The following is an 18474-nucleotide window of genomic DNA, read 5'->3' on the forward strand; positions in this document are numbered from 1 at the left end:
GGTTTCCGACCTTCGGTTAAGCGGTACATAAGCTACATTCTTATGTGTCATTAATCTAAATAAAAATATGTTTGGTCTGAAATGGAGACTCTGTCTCCTTTTGTTCGTCGCAGTGGGTGCGTCATACGGACAAGGAAATGCAGTTAATGGATGGGTAAAAACAAGGAATAATCAGGGATTAGAGGGGGTAACCATCCGCGTACTGGACCATGAATCAAAGCAGACGCATAGCGATGCTTCCGGAAAATTTACTTTAAAAAACTTCTTACCAGGCGATTATACCATCGAAACGTATCTGATGGGTTATAAAACGCAGCGGAAAACCATGCACATTGGCGCAAATGCGATGGCCAACCTCCACTTTACGCTAGAAGAATCGGATGAGAACATCGAGCAGGTGCAGGTGCAGGGCAAAAGCAAAGCCCAAGAGATCATGCAATCAGGGTATAATGTCAACGTGATTGAAACCAAGCAATATGCCAACAGCAATACCGACATTAACCAAATATTGAATCGCAGTACTGGTGTCAAAATCCGGGAACAAGGCGGCCTAGGTTCTAGTTATTCGTTCTCCATCAATGGTATGTCGGGAAATCACATCAAATTCTTTATTGATGGTGTACCGATCGAAGCCTATGGCAGCGGCATGTCTTTTAATAATATTCCGGTCAACATCGTGGAGCGTATTGAGGTGTACAAAGGCGTCATTCCCGCGCATCTTACCTCCGACGCGCTGGGTGGCGCGGTAAATATCATTACCAAACGCGATCGCCGCAAATCGATTGATATGAGCTACAGCTATGGTTCCTTTAATACACATCGTGCGGCATTGAGTGGGAGTTTTACGGATCCGAAGAAGGGATTGCACGTTAATATCAACTCTTTCTTCAACTATTCAGACAATGACTACCGCATGTACACCAATCCGAAAGCACGTGTATTCCTAAATGTGGTGAACCGAGACAATCCCAATCAGTTTGATACCATAGCTTCCGCAAAACGCTTTCATGATGCCTACCGCTCGAATATGACACAGGTAGAAGCCGGATTATCAGGAAAAAGTTGGGCAGATGTATTTGTCTTGGGACTGACTCACAACACCGTGTACAACGAAGTGCAGACTGGCGCGACACAGCAAAAAGTGTATGGCCATGTATTCGAAAAGAGTCAAAGTATTGTACCGAGCTTGCGCTACCGCAAAGAGAACTTATTTACGCGTGGCTTGTCGGCCACGATCTTCGCCAATTTTGCGAACGACAAAAACGTGGTGACCGATACGAGCTCGTACCGCGTATACCGTTGGGATGGGCGGCCAGACACCTATTTCCCAGATGCAGGCGAGATCAACCTAACTAAATCTATACAGCACTATAATGGTTATAATAGTTTAGTGCAGAGCACGTTTAACTACGAAATAAACCCTGTACAAACGGTAAACCTGACGCATTCATTTACCAATAATCACCGCAAGAGTTACAACGAGATTGATCCGTATAACCATAGCTTTCGTCAGAATAACAGCGTCAGTAGAAATATCGTAGGCTTGAATTACATGCACGATTTTTTCGACAAAAAATGGCGTAATCAGGTATTTGCCAAGTACTACAACTTTGGTGGTCGTATCGAAAATGAAGATGGTAGCGATACGCGCCAATCGAAAAGTTATATGGGTTATGGTGCCGCATCCAGCTATTTTCTTTCCAATGGCTTAGGAATAAAAGCCTCGTATGAGCATGCTTATCGCCTACCGACTTTGGTCGAACTATTTGGTAATGGTGTGGATGTATATCCCAACGTCGGCCTGGTACCAGAGAGCAGCGACAATTATAATTTGGGCGTATTCTACAACGGTGAAATCCAAGATAATCAGCGTATCTACGCGACTGCAGCGATATTCTACCGCAACGCGAGCAACTATATCCACCGCACGCCTCCAGGTGTGGTATCGGGCTCTTCCGAGAGTTTTAGTCAGTACTACAATTATGGCGGTATCAAGGTAGAAGGTGCCGAAATGGAAATGACGTATTCGTACGGCGACTTATTGAAATTCACGATCAACGGTAGTTATGAAAGTGCGGTCGATCGTGAGCAGTTTGTGCGTGGTACCAACCGCATCAAAGTAACCTATGGCAACCGCTTACCGGATAAGCCATGGCTCTATGGAAATACCGATTTCATTATCGGTAAGAATGATATTTTGGGGGAAGGAACACGTATTGAGTTCAACTGGTTCATGCAATACGTAAACGAATACTCCACGACGTGGTCTAAGTTGGGCGATCGTTCTACCAATTACTACATCCCAAGACAATTGATCCAGAATGCGGGTATCACCTACTCGATCAAACAGGGCTTGTACAACTTCACCTTAGAAGGCAGAAACCTCACCAATCAAATTGCGTATGACAACTCCAAACTACAGAAACCGGGTCGGTTTATTTCCATGAAATTCCGTTACAACTTAAATATTTACTAATTAACACATTTGATATGATCAATTTAGAACACACGAAAAAATGGGCTTGGAGCGTGGCACTAGCCTTAGCTACGCTTGGTTTTACGGCTACTTCTTGTAGAGATGATGCACCTGCACCAGAAGAAATCGTCGATCCAGAATTTGCGGTGATCGTCGGTACCGACAATGGTCGTTATATGCTGCCTATCGAGGATTTGATGAGTGGCGTGATTTCTCCAGTAGGAAAAGGCACCAATGTATCTGAGATCTTGACTTGGGAAGAAAATTTAATGCAAAAAGGACGTGATATCTACCACGTCAATCCTGATGCCAATAAATTCGGAAAATACCGTTTCGAAAATGGTGTCTTGAAAACCATCCGCGAAATTCCTTTCTCGCAGTTGCCTTCTTTATACTTGGGATGGCATGCTTGGTTGAGCGATACCGAGTTGATGTTTGGTGCGCGCTCTAACAACTTCTACGCCGTAGTGGATGTGGAGAAAATGGAAGTCACCAAAAGTGGTGAATTTGATAAAACAGGCATTCCGGCTAAACATGCTAGACGTGTATTCTCGGTGATCCCTCAAGGAAATAAATTGTTTATCGGATACGGATTGTACAACGAAGAAACACAAGTACATTATGATAAATCGTACACCGGTACGGTAGATTACCCAACTTTAAGCAACTTCCAGCAAACGGGTGAAGATGCGCGCTCGGCACCACTTGGCACCGTACGTAACTCGTACTTCAGCAACTTCAAAGACAATGGCTACACCTACATCTTGACGATTCCAATGCCGGTATTAGGCGGTGGTAAAGCGGCCTTGCCTACGGGCGTGTATCGTGTGAAAGATGGCGATGACAAAATTGATCCCAACTATTTCTTCAATATCAGCGCGCAGCGCGGTGGCGACAACCAATTGGGTGTATCCTATATCGGTAATGGTAAAGCGATGTTGATCAGTGCGCATGATACGCAAACCAACATCAAGGAATTCAACGACTGGTGGTACGCTGCGATGTGGGAATACTTGATCATCGATGTAAACACACAACAAGTGGTAAAAAAACTAGATTTCCCATTAGTAGGCAACTCTCGCTCTGGCGTGGTCCATAATGGTAAAGCGTATATCGCGGTGAACGATCCTAAAGCGGACGGCGTCTACATCTGGGAGTACGATTCTAACTCGGATAAGTTGACTCGTGGTGCACGTATTGATGGTGCCGACGGAGACACTCCGATGTTGTACCGTCTAAAATAACACCCTATATCTACACCTATATCTTCTTGCCGTACCAAATGGCAGGAAGATATTTTTTTGACCAGATATTCCTGAAGAGATATAGTAAACATGAAAAAAAATCTATTAAAGATCAACGCTTGGTTACACCTTTGGCTGGGCTTAGCATCAGGCATTGTCGTGGTGATCTTGTCCATCACGGGCTGTGCGTTGGTATTCGAAGAAGAGATTAAATATGCTTGGCTCTACAGTGCCTCGCCTGATAACTCGGAACAAACGGAATTATTACCACCGAGCGTGGTCTATCAAAAAATTAAAGCCCAGCATCCGGAGAAAGAACTAGAAAGTTTCTGGTATTATGGGCATGGTAAGCCAATCAAAATTGCGGTGAACCACGGAGATACGCTGATGTATGTAAATCCATACAATGCGCAGATCATCGCGGAGGTAGATCATGAAGACTTTTTCCATTTTATGGACGAGGGGCACCGTCATCTTTGGATGCCAACAGAAATTGGTCGGCCAATAACCGGCTGGGGAACACTGCTGTTCTTCCTGATCACCTTATCCGGAATTATCCTTTGGTGGCCGAAGCGCTGGAACAAACGCATGGTGAGGCAAAGCTTCACCATTAACTGGAAAACCAAATGGAAACGAATTAATTATGATTTGCACAATGTGTTGGGGTTTTATTCTCTAATCGTAGCATTAGTGATGGCATTTACCGCCATGATGATGTCCTTTCCTTGGTTGCGCAAAACGGTGGTAGATCTAGCAGGCGGTTATCCGCGATCTCCACGCAACACAGAAGAAGTGGTAAAACCCGAAACAGATGCAAATACGTTAGATGCTTTTGCTATTGCCGATTCGATCTTCTACAAGGTGCGCACCGAGATTGCCAGCGTCAACAAAGATGCCGTAATCGTACACGTGCCGGAGGAAGACGAAGAAGTGATCTATGCTTGTACGGATATGATTAATGGTAGCTGGCGCGATTTACGCTTCAACCGATATACATTGGAGCTGATGCCCAACACGGCAAAACCCATGAGCGAAGCCAAAGGCGGCGAGTGGGTTTCACGCGCCAACTTTGGCTTGCATACAGGTTATGTTGGTGGGCTAACCACCAAAATCATTTATTTCTTAGCCAGCTTGATCTGCGCTACCTTGCCGATCACCGGTTTCTACGTCTGGTGGTATAAACGGAAGAAAAAACCGAAAACCTCCAAACGCATCAAAAAACCGCAACTGGTTTAAATCTTATCCCGAAGGTATCCATGAAAATTGTCCTCAAACTGTGAACCTTTGCCAGAACGGTACTTGCTCAATTTACTATTGAGCGTAAGTCCCCACAGCAAGAATTCACTCACAAAATAGATATCTTCGGGCTTCGTATCGGGTTGGTACTGCGTCAGCAACTGCTGCAATGGCTTTACCTGATCCAATTGTTCCCTATAATCCGCATCGTTCGCCTCGTCTGATAAATGGATGCCATCCGATTCAGAGAACCAACGCACGATATCATCGTACGGATACCGCTGATTTTCCCGCTCCAATTTTTCTACTTTTGGAAACAGCGTGCTGAACAAGGTTTTCACAGCGCTTTCGATCAGCTGAATGGCGACCGTTGCCGCTCCTTCTTGCTCTCCCTCATATACTAACTCTACCTTACCCGTAATGGCCGGCACGATTCCCATAAAATCGCTCAGACGTATCGCTGTAGACGTATCACCATTACGGAGCAAGCGCAACTCGGCAGCGCTCAATAAATTTTGAAATGCCGTGATTCCCATTCGGGTACTGACGCCACTTTTCGCATCGATAAAATCACTTTCACGCGCTTCAAAGCTGATTTGCTCCAGTAAATCGCGGGCCAATTCTGGCACGTAAATCTGTTCTTTCTGTGCCGTTTCTAATCCGGCTTCCTGCTCAGTGATACGTTTGGCAATCGCGACCGAGGTTGGATAATGCGTCAGGATTTGAGATCCTATCCGATCTTTCAATGGCGTCACGATGCTTCCACGATTGGTGTAATCTTCTGGATTGGCTGTGAATATAAATTGGATATCGAGCGGCAAACGCAGCTTGAAACCGCGAATTTGTATATCGCCCTCTTGCAAGATGTTGAATAAGGCCACTTGGATACGCGCTTGCAGATCGGGCAGTTCATTGATCACAAAGATGCAGCGATTGGCGCGCGGAATCATCCCAAAGTGAATCACACGATCGTCGGCGTAGTTCAACTTAAGATTCGCGGCTTTGATCGGATCCACATCGCCAATCAGATCGGCCACTGTCACATCGGGTGTCGCTAATTTCTCTGCGAAGCGTTCGCTTCGATGCAGCCAAGTAATCGGCGTATCATCACCATGCTGCTGCAATTGTTCGACCGCATACCGAGAAATGGGCTCAAAAGGATCATCATTGATCTCCGAACCGGCAACTACGGGGATATATTCGTCCAACAAATTAATCATCAGACGGGCTAAACGTGTTTTCGCCTGTCCGCGTAAGCCGAGCAAATTGATGTTGTGTTTAGAAAGAATCGCACGTTCTAATTCGGGGATCACGGTATCTTCATAGCCATGCACGCCTTCAAAAACGGTTTCGCCTTGGCGAATTTTCTCCATCAGATTTTGGCGTAGCTCCTCCTTAATGTGTCTTGATGTATAGTTGGCGTTTTTCAACGCGCCAAACGTAGTGATTTCTGTATAGTTCATAAATCTGTAATCTCTTAATCCTTGTGTTTATACTCGACTTGATGGTTTCGCTTTTCTGCAAATTTTAGCTACGAAAACCAAGTCCCTGTTTTTATCGGATACGTTTCTTGCGGTTGTCTTCGTAATCGGAGAATATCATCTCCCCGAGATCTCCTAAACCGGTGTAATAGGCTTTACCGTGATTGGAAGCCGTGAATTCATCCACAAATTCCTGTAAATAAGGATCCGAAGTAATCATAAAAGTAGTGATCGGAATACCCAACTTACGTGCTTGTGCCGCGATGCTGTAACATTTATTGGTAATCAGCGGATCCAAGCCCATTGGATTTTTATAATACGTACCATCGGGCATATTTAAGCAGCTTGGTTTGCCATCCGTAATCATAAAGATCTGCTTGTTGGCATGGCGTTTCCGCCGCAAAATATCCAAAGCTAATTGCACGCCAGCCACGGTATTCGTGTGATATGGACCGACTTGTAGGTAAGGTAAATCCTTGATGGCAATCGGCCACGCATCATTACCAAAAACGATGACATCCAAGGAATCTTTTGGATAACGCGTCAGAATCAATTCGGACAAGGCCATAGCTACCTTCTTAGCTGGCGTAATACGGTCTTCACCGTACAAAATCATACTATGGCTAATGTCGATCATCAGCACGGTACTCATCTGCGACTTAAACTGCGTATCTTCTACGACTAAATCATTCTCCGAAAGACTAAACTCGCCAATGCCATGATTGACCTGTGCATTTTTCAGACTTTCAGTCAGCGAAATTTTATCCAGATTGTCGCCGTATTGGTAACTTCTCAGATCGCCCGTGCTTTCATCGCTTTGTCCGCTGTATTTTGTTTTATGATTTCCAGAAACGCCTTTTCGCATCTTGCCAAAGATTTGTTCCAATGCATTCTGCCGCAACGCTTTCTCCATCTTGGACGTAAGTCCGACGCCACTACCACCGATATCTGATCGCTCCTGAATGTAACCTTTGTTCTTGAGCTCTTCTATAAAATCATCGACGGTATAGTCCGGTGTAGTCAGTTTAAATTCTTTATCCAACTGCCGCAGCCAATCCACAGCTTCATCAAAATCTCCAGATGTGTGTGTGATGAGCTCTTTGAAGATTTCGAAAAGCTTGTCGAAAGGGGTCTGAAAGGGAGCCTCGTACTGCTTGAACACAAATCCATTATTTCTCTTCCCATTGCTCATGATTTAAATTTACGACATAATTTTTGGTATTCTTACACTTTATAGAGACAATATGACGCTGACATGAGAAGGACGCAGTCGCACCGAAAACTTAAAAAGCCGAACTTTGTCTGGTCACTACGCAATCAATAGACACAATTCAACACATGGAGAAGCAGCAACAAGCCTATACCCTTTCGTACCTTCCCGTCGCTTGGGAATACCAAGAGATTATTGAAAATTTAATTAAAAAAAAAGCAGTGGGCAAAGTGTTTTATTTTAACGCGGAGAATATAATCGATGAAACCGTGGGTCAAGTAATGGAATTAACGGGTGAGACAGGATCTGGCCTTTTTGTAACAATGGATAATGGAAGCGCGGTTCGAATCGACCGTATTATTACCATCATGGGAAAGTTAGGTGCTGCGTATGATGAGTACAATAATTTTAGCGTCTGTGGTGCTAATTGTGGACCGGATCAATAGTGAACAAACGTCATCGCGCGGAGGTACGACGAAGCAATCTTAAAACCGAATTGCCGCATTTTAGCGTACGCCTTTTTACTATAATTTATATTGATACTGTCATAATACAAAAAAGGTCGCCTCTGAAAAACGGGCAACCCTTTATACAAGACAGATAACATACAATTACGGTTTCTCCAGCAGCTTTATTAAGCGATGAAATATCTCTGTATTCTCATAAAAACCAATAAAAGACTGCGCGCCGGGACCGTAAGCCATCACGGGCACAAGCATGCTGCTATGATCGTTTGAGGCGAAATTTCCTTGAATGCTACCCGTTGCGGTATCCGCATCCAGTAAACTAAGCGCACCGGTTTCGTGGTCGGCAGTGACCAAAACCAAGGTATGGCCGTCGGCATCCGCAAAGCGCAATGCCTCACCTACAGCTTGATCGAAATCCAATGTTTCAGTCGCTACAAAAGTCAAATCACGCGCATGACCGCCGTAATCAATTTGCGCACTTTCGGCCATGATGAAGAAACCTTTATCGCGTTTGTCTAGCTTCGCGATCGTGAGGTTCAACAATTGCGATAACACAGCACCTCTGCCCTCTTTGACTGGCCGAGTAAGCGAATCTGGCAAAAAGGTCACGATCTTTTCTTCGGTAGATTGCTCATAAGCTGAAACACTATTCAACAAGTTAAATCCATTCGTGGTCAACTCGTTTTTCAATTGCTCGTAGGATTGTTTCGTACGGTAAGGTGCTGGCGTTCCGCCGATCAATACATCTACCGTCGCATTCGTCAAGAGCGACCGCGTAATGGCTTCCGAAGCATTTCGATTTGGATTCTTGGCATAAAAAGATGCTGGTGTAGCATCCGAAACGTCGCCTGTGGAAATAATTCCGGTACGCATTCCCAAACTTCTGATGCGATCTGGAATAGCGGGCAAGGCGGTTACATTTGTATCTACGCTCAGGTATCCATTATAAGTTTTTGACCCCGTGGCAATGGCCGTTCCACCGGCACCAGAATCGGTATTGCTTGGGCTATACGACGTAGTCGATGAAAAACCGATATGCCGCATGTTGCGCATATTAGATTCGCCGCGATTGGCAATCATTGCCGTTTGCAGATGACCCAAACCCATACCATCACCAATAAGCAAAATCACATTGCGAATTTCTTTGTCGGTTCCGTCTGTTTTGTAGTTTGGTGTATATACCTCGTAAGGCTTGGCGAGCTGAAAACGGGAAGCATTCAACTCATCCAGATAGACTTTTAGTTTCGCTGGATGATCGGTATTGAGCCAACTTACGCCCATTTTCTCTAGTACTAGCCACGTATTCACATTATCTGCCGTGCCCCACAAGCGAAAAGAAATTCCCCATTCTTTGGCGCGCTGACTATCCTGCATGATCTTTTGCATTTCAGCTTTTGGAGGAACAGCTTTGCCATTCCATTGGCTGTAAGCCTTCAAATCTTGACTAATCATCCCCAAATGCTTACGCTGCTCTTCGGTGTATTCTACATTCGGGCGGCCATCAAACAATACCCAAGATGGAAACTGGTGAAATAGCTTTGCTGGTGGCATATTGCCGCTAATCAAGATACGTACCGGATGCGCAGACTGCTGATCATCAAATAGGAAATCATACTTTTTAAACAACGAGATAAGCGCAGGCATCAATCGCTCGTAATCTTCTTTGAAATCTAGTAAGAGCTGTAGATTTTTGTTCGCATCGGCGAATGGGCGATTGTTATTGGCACGATATAATGCTGCCAAAGGCTGCAAGTACAATCGCTCTAAAGTACGACCAACCTGAATATCTTCTTTGTCATGCGCTGCATACAGGCTGTCATTCCGTAAAAACAGATCTACCTCGATGGACTCCATCCCGGCATGGTACGCCGTTAAAAATGGGATGGCCTGCTCGTAATCATTATGACTGTGCCCGTAAACCGCTAAATGTCCAGCGGCTTTATCCGCAAACATCAATTGCTCGAATCGCTGCTGCATATCGGGCGCTTCTTGCGCCATAAGCTGTTGCTGACTACCTACACAAACCCAAGTTAATGCAATCCACAAAAAATTCCTCATCATCTCTATTATTGTTCAAAAGCTATGCGAACCCAGTTCGTCGTAATACCTCTGGGTTTGCATAGCTAAATTTATTGATTATAATCTTGTTTACCAGCCTTCGTTCTGCGCAATTCCTGCATTACTTAAATCCTGTGGCGGAATAGGCCAAACGTGGTGTATGGCAGGATCGAATCTGCGAGCAGGCCAAACCGAAATAACGGTAAAACTAGACGCTGGATTACTTTTGTCGATATGCTGACGTCCTGTTGCTGGCTTGGCATACGCGGCTTGTGCATCGCCCCAGCGCACTAAATCGGAGTGTCTATCGGTATATTCTCCAGCAAACTCAGAGCGGCGTTCGCGCTTCAAATCTGCCATTGTTGCTCCTGTGATTGTCGCTAAACCAGCCCGATCACGTACCAGATTGATGCCCGCGTCACCATTTTGGTTTTGCATCAGTTGCGCCTCAGATTTCATAAGCAAAATATCCGCGTAACGCACCAAAGGTACATTAAGGTCCGAAGTCGGATAGTTCCCGTCGGGATTCAAATGCTGCGAGATTGGATAGCGAAATGGCTCCATATACTTATTAAATTGGAAACCAGTTTGTGAGTTAGAAGAGTAATATTTACGCTCTGCACCGAAGAGTGTGTAGGTATCGTTAAATTCTAAGATCGTTGCTTTCTTGCGTGCATCGCCCACCTCGAAGGAATTATACAATTCCAAAGTAGGATGAAAGTATCCCCAGCCATTATACAATCCGTAGCCCGTGTTTTCAAACATGACTGCTGGCAAGATAGATCCGCGAACTTTATTGGATACGATAGAAAAAATATATTCCGAAGAATAGTTATTGCGAATATAAAATACACTCGCAAAATCTTCGGTTGGCGTATTCGTATCGATGAGTTTACGGCCCGAGCCAGAATTAGTGACTAGATCGCAGTACTTCACCACCTCGGCCCACTTCGTCGCATCGTAACGTGCCCATTGTAAGTTGGCTTTGGCCAAATAGGCATAGGCTGCATCTTTATTAGCACGACCCAAATCAGCGGAACCATAAGCGGTAACTAATGGCAACAGGTCAGCTGCCTTTAATAAGTCGTCTTGAATCATACTCCAGTTTTCAACAACACTTTGTGGACGCTCAAAGCTTGTCTCCAACATATTTGCTTCAGTCACAATAGGCACACCTGCACGATGATCTCCGTAATGCTGCGCTATATAGAAATAGGCATATGCACGCATAAAATGTGCCTCGCCTAAAACGCGCTGCTTGGTCGATTCTTGAATCTCCATGGCAGGTACTTTGCTAATGATGGTATTAGCACGCTGTACGATTTGATATAGACGCTTATAGACGGGATTAATTCGGCTCTCGCCACCGTTAGCCGTAAAATTGCGCACGGCAGCAGATCCCGCATCGGTACGGCCAGTGACTACATCGTCGGATGCATTGACTAACCAAAACATCGCACGACCAAACATATCTCCATCATTAAAGTGCTCATACAAACCATTTGCAGCAGCGACAGCGTCGGCCTCGGTCTTCCAATAATTGGCATCAGTAATCGAACCCTCAGGAGTAAGATCGGTAAAATCAGTCGAACATGACTGCGCGAATATCCCTATACCCAATAAGGCCAACGCGATATATTTATTTATTTTTAAAGACATCTTCTAAAATATTTCAGTTTAAAAATTGACATTTAGTCCTACCGTATACGTTTTAGCTAAAGGATAATTCGCTACGTCGAGTCCTACACTACCCACCTCTGGATCTATTCCCGAATAGGCAGTAAAGGTGAATGGATTTTCGGCAGCTACGTAAATTCTTGTTTGCAATTTCCCAAGAGCTACCGTATATCCTAGCGTGATATTTTTGATACGGAAATAATCGCCGTTTTCTAAATACCAGTCAGACGCTGTACCGAAGTTGTTGTTTGGATCCTGACGGGAAAGAATTGGGATATCTGTATTGGTATTCTGTGGTGTCCAAGCACCAAGCACGCGGCTATCCAAGTTATACCCGTTTGATGCCGCATTGTACGCCGTGTATTTATAACCATTGAAGATCTTCGATCCTGATACACCATAAGTCAATACGTTCAGGTCAAATCGCTTGTAATCGACGTTGAAAGAGAAACCGTAAGTAAATTTAGGAATAGCACTGCCCATATATATGCGGTCATCGTCATTGATACGACCATCACCATTGGTATCCACGAAACGAAAATCTCCAGGGCGTGCTTGCGGCTGAATAAGCTGACCATTGACCGCATGCGCATCTACTTCGGCTTGCGAATTAAATATGCCTTCTTGTGGAATTAAATAATACGAGTACAGACGCTGACCAGGAGTAGAACGATAAGGAAGCAAGACATTACGCACATTGTCTGGGTGTTGGATAAAATCATTGAAAAACCCATCTAAGTGCAGTACCCTATTGTTGTTGACGGCAATATTGGCTTGCATACTCCAACGCCAATCTTTAAAACTATCGTTGTAACGTACGGTTCCTTCAAAACCTCTGTTCAATACATCGCCGATATTAGATGTGGGACCCTGCGCGAAACCAGCATGCGGATTTGCATCATTCGTATACACCATACCCAAGGTTTTCTTCTCGTAGTAATCGGCCGCAATCGTGATCTTGTCCATCAAGGTCATATCTAAACCAACATCGAAAGATTGAGAAATCTCCCATAAAAGATTGGGATTGTACTGCTTATTGACCGCAAAATGTCGAATTAACTGTCCGTCTGCACCAATCGGAGTAGCGGTTCCGGTAGACAAAGGAATATTGAACGCATAGCGATCTACGGATTGAATATTACCGATTTGTCCCCAAGATGCTCTCACTTTTAAATCATTAATAATCGAACTGTTGAAGAAAGGCTCTGAAGAAATTTTCCAAGCACCGGATACCGAAGGAAATACATCTGAACGATTAGCCATTGGCAAACGGGACGTGCGATCTTTACGAATACTAGCACCAATGAAGTAACGGCTGGCGTAGTTATAGTTTACCCGTCCGATGGCCGAAGTCAAGGCATCTTCCCAAACGCTGCTCGTAGGCAATGTTGGCAACGATGCGGCGTTACCAATGTATTGATACCAATCATCTTCCCGCTCGAAGCCCATTCCTTGCACATAATACTGCTCATAACGGGTTTTCTGCGCTGAATATACCGCTACCACATCTAAATTATGATTACCAAAGCTTTTGGTATAATTCAACTGCTGATCCCAAATCCAGCGATTTTCTGTAGACTCTTCGTGTGTGAGGTAATTATTTAGATTGGCACGACCAATTTCTGGTATTTTGGGATCAAATCGTTTTAGCGAATACTTGCGTAGATTCAGTGCAAAGTTAGATTTGAATGTCAATCCATCCATAATATCCACTTTCGCAAAAGCATTTCCGTTGAGGTTCAAGGTTGGGTTATTGACCGTAGGTCTCAACAAAAGCGCTACCGGATTGTACGTATCGCCATAGATACTAGAAAATCCGGACAAATCGCTTGGAACTGTTCCATGAAAATTACCCAACTCGTCGTATACGGGTGCTGCGGGATTCATGTAAATTGCATTAATGATAGCACCACTATAGCTACTCGTTGTATTTGTACCACGTGTTGTGGTGTGATCGACATAAAAATTTTGCCCAATAGTTACTCGATCCATCAGGTCAAACTCAGACTTGAGACGATAAGTTAAACGCTTGTAACCTGTATTCAAGAGTAATCCCTCTCGGTCATGGTATCCAAAAGAACTACTGTAGCGCGACTGCACTCCGCCACCAGACAATTGGACGTTAGCATTCAAGATATCGCCCGTCTGGAAAACTTCGTCCATCCAATTGGTGCGCGTAATCTGGCTCCATGGATTTTGCTGCGCGTCGTGGCCAGCTTGCGGACTCAAGCCACTGGTGATGTACGCCTGATTATATGCGTTAGCATATTGTGCTGCGTTTAGCGCACTTGGCAAGTTGGTGGCCGTTTGCCAACCGCGGTAAAGGTCTACATTGAGTCTTGGCTCACCAGATTTACCACTTTTGGTAGTAATCACAATCACACCAGAAGATGCTTGCGCACCATAAATAGCGGCGGCAGCCGCATCTTTCAAGATATCTACTTTCTCAATATCGTTTGGGTTGATTGGCCCGCCGTAGTACGGCATGCCATCTACCACATATAATGGTTCTTCAGGATTTAGCGTACCCATACCACGCACCATTACTTTTGGATTGGCACTTGGGTCGCCACTTGGCGCCATCACCGTAAGACCGGCCACATTACCTTGCATCATATCCGCAATATTGCTGAGCGGCCGATTGACTTGATCGGCGACATCAGGTAACGAACTTACCGCTGTTGTCAAATCGCCACGACGTTGTTGGCCGTACCCCACGACAACAATCTCATCCAATTCGGATTGTTGTTGCTCTAGCCGGATTAACATGGAGCTGCTCTCGCCTGCATTCAGTGCTTTGTTGGCCATCTCATAAGACTGATAGCCCACCATGCTCACGCGAATGCGGTATGGCGTCGTAGCGTTCACGCCTTCCAAGACGAACATACCTTTGGCATCGGTAGATACCTGAGCTACGGATTTTCCGTTTGCGTCTAACAATTGCACATTGGCACCTGGAATGTACGTGCCGGTATTGTCCATAATCGTACCGCGCAATTGACCGGTAGATTGTGCCCAAGCATTGGCCGCGAGGAAGAATGCAACTCCACTCATAGCTAGCCGAACATTTCTAAAAATGCTTCTCTTTTTCATCTATTAATTTGTTGTTTGGTTTTTTATTTCGGTAGGAACTGTTTGATTTAAGGACGTTTTATGACTAATGATTAAGCCATTTGGTGATTCTTCGCAGTGCAAATTATTCATCTGACAGATCACACGAATCATGGTAGCAGCAGATTCTGATTCTAAAAACTCACCGGTAAATGTCAATCCATCAAGATCTAGATCTGTCGTGCTAATTTGGATTTGTTTCCGTATGGCAATGGTTTCAAAAACTGATTGTAATAGGGCATCCGCGAATTCCAAAGTTGGCTCCACAGGAATGTTTTCTGGTAACACTGTTGGCGGAGCATCAATAGGTTTGATCTGTTTTGCTGGGATAAATACGAACCTTTCATTTTGGCGATCAATGGATAACTTATCCCCTGCTGCTAGGTACTGATCTTCCATAGCGCGACCAACTGGAGCTGCCTTCTTCACGACGATTTTGCCGGACAAGAGCGCAATATCGATCTGCTGCTTGAAGTTTGCATCAATCAAAAAGATCGTACCCAGTGCGGTCGTACTGTATTGATCCGTCCACACCACAAAAGGTCTTGACGTATCATGAGCCACTTCAAATTTGGCCTTACCTTGTAAATGCAGCACGCGATCATACTCACCGTACTGACGTGAATAAGCGAGCTGCGCACCGGCTGATAACGTTACGATAGAACCATCTTTTAAATGAGCGATGCTATCTTGTGCTGTGCTATTGCGTAAGGTAATGGTATCGTTTGGTTGGGCATTCGCGTGTGCGAATGAAGCACTTTGTTCTTGGGGAGTTTGGTAGGTGAAAGTTAATCCCGCAACACCAAGCAATAACACAATAGCTGCTGCAGCTGCCCAAGGTTGGAAGATGCGACGCGGTTTTTGCTTTTGAACATCGATCTTAGCATGTACATGGCGCAATATAGCTGCGTATTCCGGATCGGATAGCAGATTGGTCTGCTCTGGTTGCTTATTATCGGCAAAAGATTTCTCCAGCTCACTTCTGAGATCACTCTCGTGTATCTCCAGGTCTGCCAAAAGATTTTCTTTTTCTTTTGGACTCAACAGTCCTTTCCATAAAGCAGCAATACGTTTTCCAATCAGGTGTTTCATCATGAGTAAATACACCGATGTAGCCCGTTTGGGGATGCCTTTTTAGGTTAAGTAATGATGAACAAATTGTAAATGGAAAGTTTAGAATTGCAATAAAAAAGACAGCAAAACCACTTCCGGCACGTACGAAGTATAGTGTTGCATGACATGCATTTTGATGGCTTTGTTGGATTGTTTGAGGTAATCGGAAACCGATTGTTGGCTGATGCCGAGCCTCGCTGCGACATCTGCTTTGGAGCGACCTTCGTAGCGGCACAGCTTAAATACTTCTTTTTTGCGCGCAGGAAGTATTTCAATAGCGTCATCAATCAGCGCCAATTGCCGGTTGAGTTCCTCATCATCTTCGGAGCGATCGGTCATGATTGAAAGATGTGGATACTCGGCTACGTACTCTACGGTCTCTCTGAGTTTCTGGCGAATGCTATTCAAGGATTTATTATAGCTCACCACAAAGAGCCAACCGCCAACAGATTCCCTAGATCCGAATTTGAAACGATTTTGCCATAGCGACACAAATACATCTTGAAGCAACTCGCTAGCTCGCTCGGGCGAGTGTACCAGTTTCAAAATATTGGCGTGCACTTGCTTATGATAGTGTGCATACAGGCGGTTGAAGGCGCTAATATCGCCTGCAGCCAGTTGCTGTACGTCTTGTTGTTCTAGGTAATCGCTTTTCATACCGATGTGCAAAATCCCCTGTGGGTGGAGAATTTGGGACAAAAATATCTAAAAACGCTGGGCGATCATCAGCTCGTTATGTTATCAAATTATTAAAAAAGTCTGAGTGTATGGTACCTTTTACGGATGTTTTTCCATGTCATACTCGTTAGATATATCCAAAATATATCAATCTGGATACACGGAGAAGCGTTTCCAAAAAAAATGAAATTAATCCGCGCAATTTTTGTGCTGTTTATCGAATAAATCTTAATTTGCATATAGCATATCGTTATGATGCTGTATGTACACTCCCGTACCAATCAAAAATAGAAATAAAGTTATAGATGATAGAAACTTACGAAAGCATGCTCCATAGCATTGCGGAACGAAATCAACACCAGCCAGAATTTTTACAAGCAGTGGATGAAGTCATGGAAGACGTCATACCTTACATGCAAGAAAATCATCAAGATTGGCTGCAGGCAAAAATCGTAGAACGTATTACAGAACCAGAACGCGTCGTTAGTTTCCGTGTGGTTTGGTTAGATGACAATCAGGAAGTACAAGTAAACCGTGGATATCGTGTACAGATGAATAGTGCAATCGGTCCTTTTAAAGGCGGTTTGCGTTTCTCCCCGACGGTCAATCTCAGTATATTGAAGTTTCTGGCGTTTGAACAGGTTTTTAAAAACAGCCTTACCGGACTACCTTTAGGCGGTGGCAAAGGAGGTTCGGACTTTAATCCGAAGGGGAAATCCGATAATGAGATTATGCGGTTTTGCCAAAGTTTTATGACGGAGCTGCATCGTCATATCGGGTCGGATACGGATGTACCTGCCGGCGATATTGGCGTTGGTGGAAGAGAAATCGGTTTTCTATTCGGCCAGTACAAGCGTTTGCGCAATCATTTTACGGGTGTACTCACGGGAAAAGATACGGCTTGGGGTGGTTCCTATATTCGTCCAGAAGCAACCGGTTACGGATTGCTGTACTTTGTGCAAGAAATGCTTTCCCATCAGAAAAAAGATATTAGTAGACTGGTTGTGTGTATCTCGGGAGCTGGAAACGTAGCGCAATACGCTGCCGAAAAGTCCATCGAACTTGGCGCAAAAGTAATTACGCTTTCGAATAGTTCGGGAACGCTGCATGATAAAGAGGGCTTTGATTCGGAAAAACTAGCCCACATTGCCGCGCTTGGGCGCGAATTGGAAAAATACACATCGAAATATCCAAAAGCTACCTTCCATGCGGACGAGAAGCCTTGGCAATTCGCCTGCGACATCGCACTTCCTTGTGCTACGCAAAACGAATTGGATGCCGAGGATGCCGAGCGCTTAATCAAATCTGGGTGCATATTGGTCGCAGAAGGTGCCAACATGCCATCTACAGCCAAAGCGATTCAGTTGTTTAGGGAAAATGAGGTTTTATTTGGCCCTGCGAAGGCAGCTAATGCTGGTGGCGTCGCAGTATCGGGTTTAGAAATGTCGCAAAATGCGATCGGTCAGTCGTGGTCACGCGAGGAGGTCGATGAACGACTTAAACAGATTATGCAGAATATCCACGAAACGTGTATTAAGTACGGGGATAGCAAAACGAGCATTCCCAACTACCTCAAAGGAGCAAATATCGGCGGATTTATCAAAGTTGCCGGTGCGATGATGGATCAGGGCGCTGTTTAATCCAGTAATAGGAAAAGGTTTTTTTACTATAAAAGGCAGATTGTGCTTAAGGTACAATCTGCCTTTTGTATTTCGCTTAACTG

The 18474-nt window shown here is 44.7% G+C and carries 12 protein-coding genes; 5 read left to right on the forward strand and 7 right to left on the reverse strand.

The annotated features are described in order from the left end of the window. Nucleotides 1-67 precede the first annotated feature (67 nt). The 3 genes from AC3IRT_RS10435 (at nucleotide 68) to AC3IRT_RS10445 (ending at nucleotide 4956) form a co-directional block, all read left to right on the forward strand. Nucleotides 68-2476, forward strand: a complete 2409-nt coding sequence (locus AC3IRT_RS10435) for a TonB-dependent receptor (protein ID WP_489393191.1) — start codon at nucleotides 68-70, stop codon at nucleotides 2474-2476. 14 nt (nucleotides 2477-2490) lie between these two features. Beyond that, nucleotides 2491-3720, forward strand: a complete 1230-nt coding sequence (locus AC3IRT_RS10440) for a DUF4374 domain-containing protein (RefSeq protein ID WP_489393192.1) — start codon at nucleotides 2491-2493, stop codon at nucleotides 3718-3720. Nucleotides 3721-3810: 90 nt separating this feature from the next. Continuing rightward, nucleotides 3811-4956 (forward strand): PepSY-associated TM helix domain-containing protein, encoded by a 1146-nt coding sequence (locus tag AC3IRT_RS10445; RefSeq protein ID WP_489393193.1) that lies wholly within the window; start codon nucleotides 3811-3813, stop codon nucleotides 4954-4956. On the opposite strand, the gene AC3IRT_RS10450 is transcribed toward AC3IRT_RS10445, so the two are convergent. Together AC3IRT_RS10450 and AC3IRT_RS10455 are read right to left on the reverse strand one after the other, a co-directional pair. Continuing rightward, nucleotides 4953-6419 (reverse strand): MoxR family ATPase, encoded by a 1467-nt coding sequence (locus AC3IRT_RS10450; RefSeq protein WP_489393194.1) that lies wholly within the window; start codon nucleotides 6417-6419, stop codon nucleotides 4953-4955. The genes AC3IRT_RS10445 and AC3IRT_RS10450 overlap by 4 nt on opposite strands. A 91-nt stretch (nucleotides 6420-6510) precedes the next feature. Further along, nucleotides 6511-7629, reverse strand: coding sequence for a vWA domain-containing protein (locus tag AC3IRT_RS10455; RefSeq protein ID WP_489393195.1), 1119 nt, complete (start codon nucleotides 7627-7629; stop codon nucleotides 6511-6513). A 146-nt stretch (nucleotides 7630-7775) separates the two neighbouring features. Between AC3IRT_RS10455 and AC3IRT_RS10460 the strand changes: the two genes are divergently transcribed. Continuing rightward, nucleotides 7776-8093, forward strand: a complete 318-nt coding sequence (locus AC3IRT_RS10460) for a hypothetical protein (protein WP_489393196.1) — start codon at nucleotides 7776-7778, stop codon at nucleotides 8091-8093. Between the two features lie 165 nt (nucleotides 8094-8258). Here AC3IRT_RS10460 and AC3IRT_RS10465 read toward each other — a convergent pair whose 3' ends face one another. The 5 genes from AC3IRT_RS10465 to AC3IRT_RS10485 form a co-directional block, all read right to left on the reverse strand. Next, on the reverse strand, nucleotides 8259-10175 hold the full coding sequence (locus tag AC3IRT_RS10465) for an alkaline phosphatase (protein WP_489393197.1): 1917 nt from the start codon (nucleotides 10173-10175) through the stop codon (nucleotides 8259-8261). 87 nt (nucleotides 10176-10262) lie between these two features. After that, complete coding sequence (locus AC3IRT_RS10470; protein ID WP_489393198.1) at nucleotides 10263-11831, reverse strand: RagB/SusD family nutrient uptake outer membrane protein; 1569 nt, start codon at nucleotides 11829-11831, stop codon at nucleotides 10263-10265. Between the two features lie 18 nt (nucleotides 11832-11849). Further along, the gene (locus tag AC3IRT_RS10475) at nucleotides 11850-14942 is read right to left on the reverse strand and encodes a SusC/RagA family TonB-linked outer membrane protein (protein WP_489393199.1); all 3093 of its coding nucleotides are present in this window, start codon (nucleotides 14940-14942) and stop codon (nucleotides 11850-11852) included. Between the two features lie 3 nt (nucleotides 14943-14945). Beyond that, nucleotides 14946-16055, reverse strand: a complete 1110-nt coding sequence (locus AC3IRT_RS10480) for a FecR family protein (protein WP_489393200.1) — start codon at nucleotides 16053-16055, stop codon at nucleotides 14946-14948. Between the two features lie 78 nt (nucleotides 16056-16133). After that, on the reverse strand, nucleotides 16134-16730 hold the full coding sequence (locus AC3IRT_RS10485) for an RNA polymerase sigma factor (protein ID WP_489393201.1): 597 nt from the start codon (nucleotides 16728-16730) through the stop codon (nucleotides 16134-16136). A 326-nt stretch (nucleotides 16731-17056) separates the two neighbouring features. Here AC3IRT_RS10485 and gdhA point away from each other — a divergent pair, with 326 nt between their 5' ends. Next, complete coding sequence (gdhA, locus tag AC3IRT_RS10490) at nucleotides 17057-18391, forward strand: NADP-specific glutamate dehydrogenase (RefSeq protein ID WP_489393202.1); 1335 nt, start codon at nucleotides 17057-17059, stop codon at nucleotides 18389-18391. The last annotated feature ends 83 nt before the right edge of the window (nucleotides 18392-18474 follow it).

Source organism: Sphingobacterium sp. KH_072 (assembly GCF_057837975.1).

Coding starts and splice junctions, on each gene's coding strand:
- AC3IRT_RS10465 (WP_489393197.1), bottom strand. CDS start 10,175: ATGATGAGGAATTTTTTGTGGATTGCATTAACTTGGGTTTGTGTAGGT.
- AC3IRT_RS10475 (WP_489393199.1), bottom strand. CDS start 14,942: ATGAAAAAGAGAAGCATTTTTAGAAATGTTCGGCTAGCTATGAGTGGA.
- AC3IRT_RS10445 (WP_489393193.1), top strand. CDS start 3,811: ATGAAAAAAAATCTATTAAAGATCAACGCTTGGTTACACCTTTGGCTG.
- AC3IRT_RS10485 (WP_489393201.1), bottom strand. CDS start 16,730: ATGAAAAGCGATTACCTAGAACAACAAGACGTACAGCAACTGGCTGCA.
- AC3IRT_RS10460 (WP_489393196.1), top strand. CDS start 7,776: ATGGAGAAGCAGCAACAAGCCTATACCCTTTCGTACCTTCCCGTCGCT.
- AC3IRT_RS10450 (WP_489393194.1), bottom strand. CDS start 6,419: ATGAACTATACAGAAATCACTACGTTTGGCGCGTTGAAAAACGCCAAC.
- gdhA (WP_489393202.1), top strand. CDS start 17,057: ATGATAGAAACTTACGAAAGCATGCTCCATAGCATTGCGGAACGAAAT.
- AC3IRT_RS10435 (WP_489393191.1), top strand. CDS start 68: ATGTTTGGTCTGAAATGGAGACTCTGTCTCCTTTTGTTCGTCGCAGTG.
- AC3IRT_RS10455 (WP_489393195.1), bottom strand. CDS start 7,629: ATGAGCAATGGGAAGAGAAATAATGGATTTGTGTTCAAGCAGTACGAG.
- AC3IRT_RS10470 (WP_489393198.1), bottom strand. CDS start 11,831: ATGTCTTTAAAAATAAATAAATATATCGCGTTGGCCTTATTGGGTATA.
- AC3IRT_RS10480 (WP_489393200.1), bottom strand. CDS start 16,055: ATGATGAAACACCTGATTGGAAAACGTATTGCTGCTTTATGGAAAGGA.
- AC3IRT_RS10440 (WP_489393192.1), top strand. CDS start 2,491: ATGATCAATTTAGAACACACGAAAAAATGGGCTTGGAGCGTGGCACTA.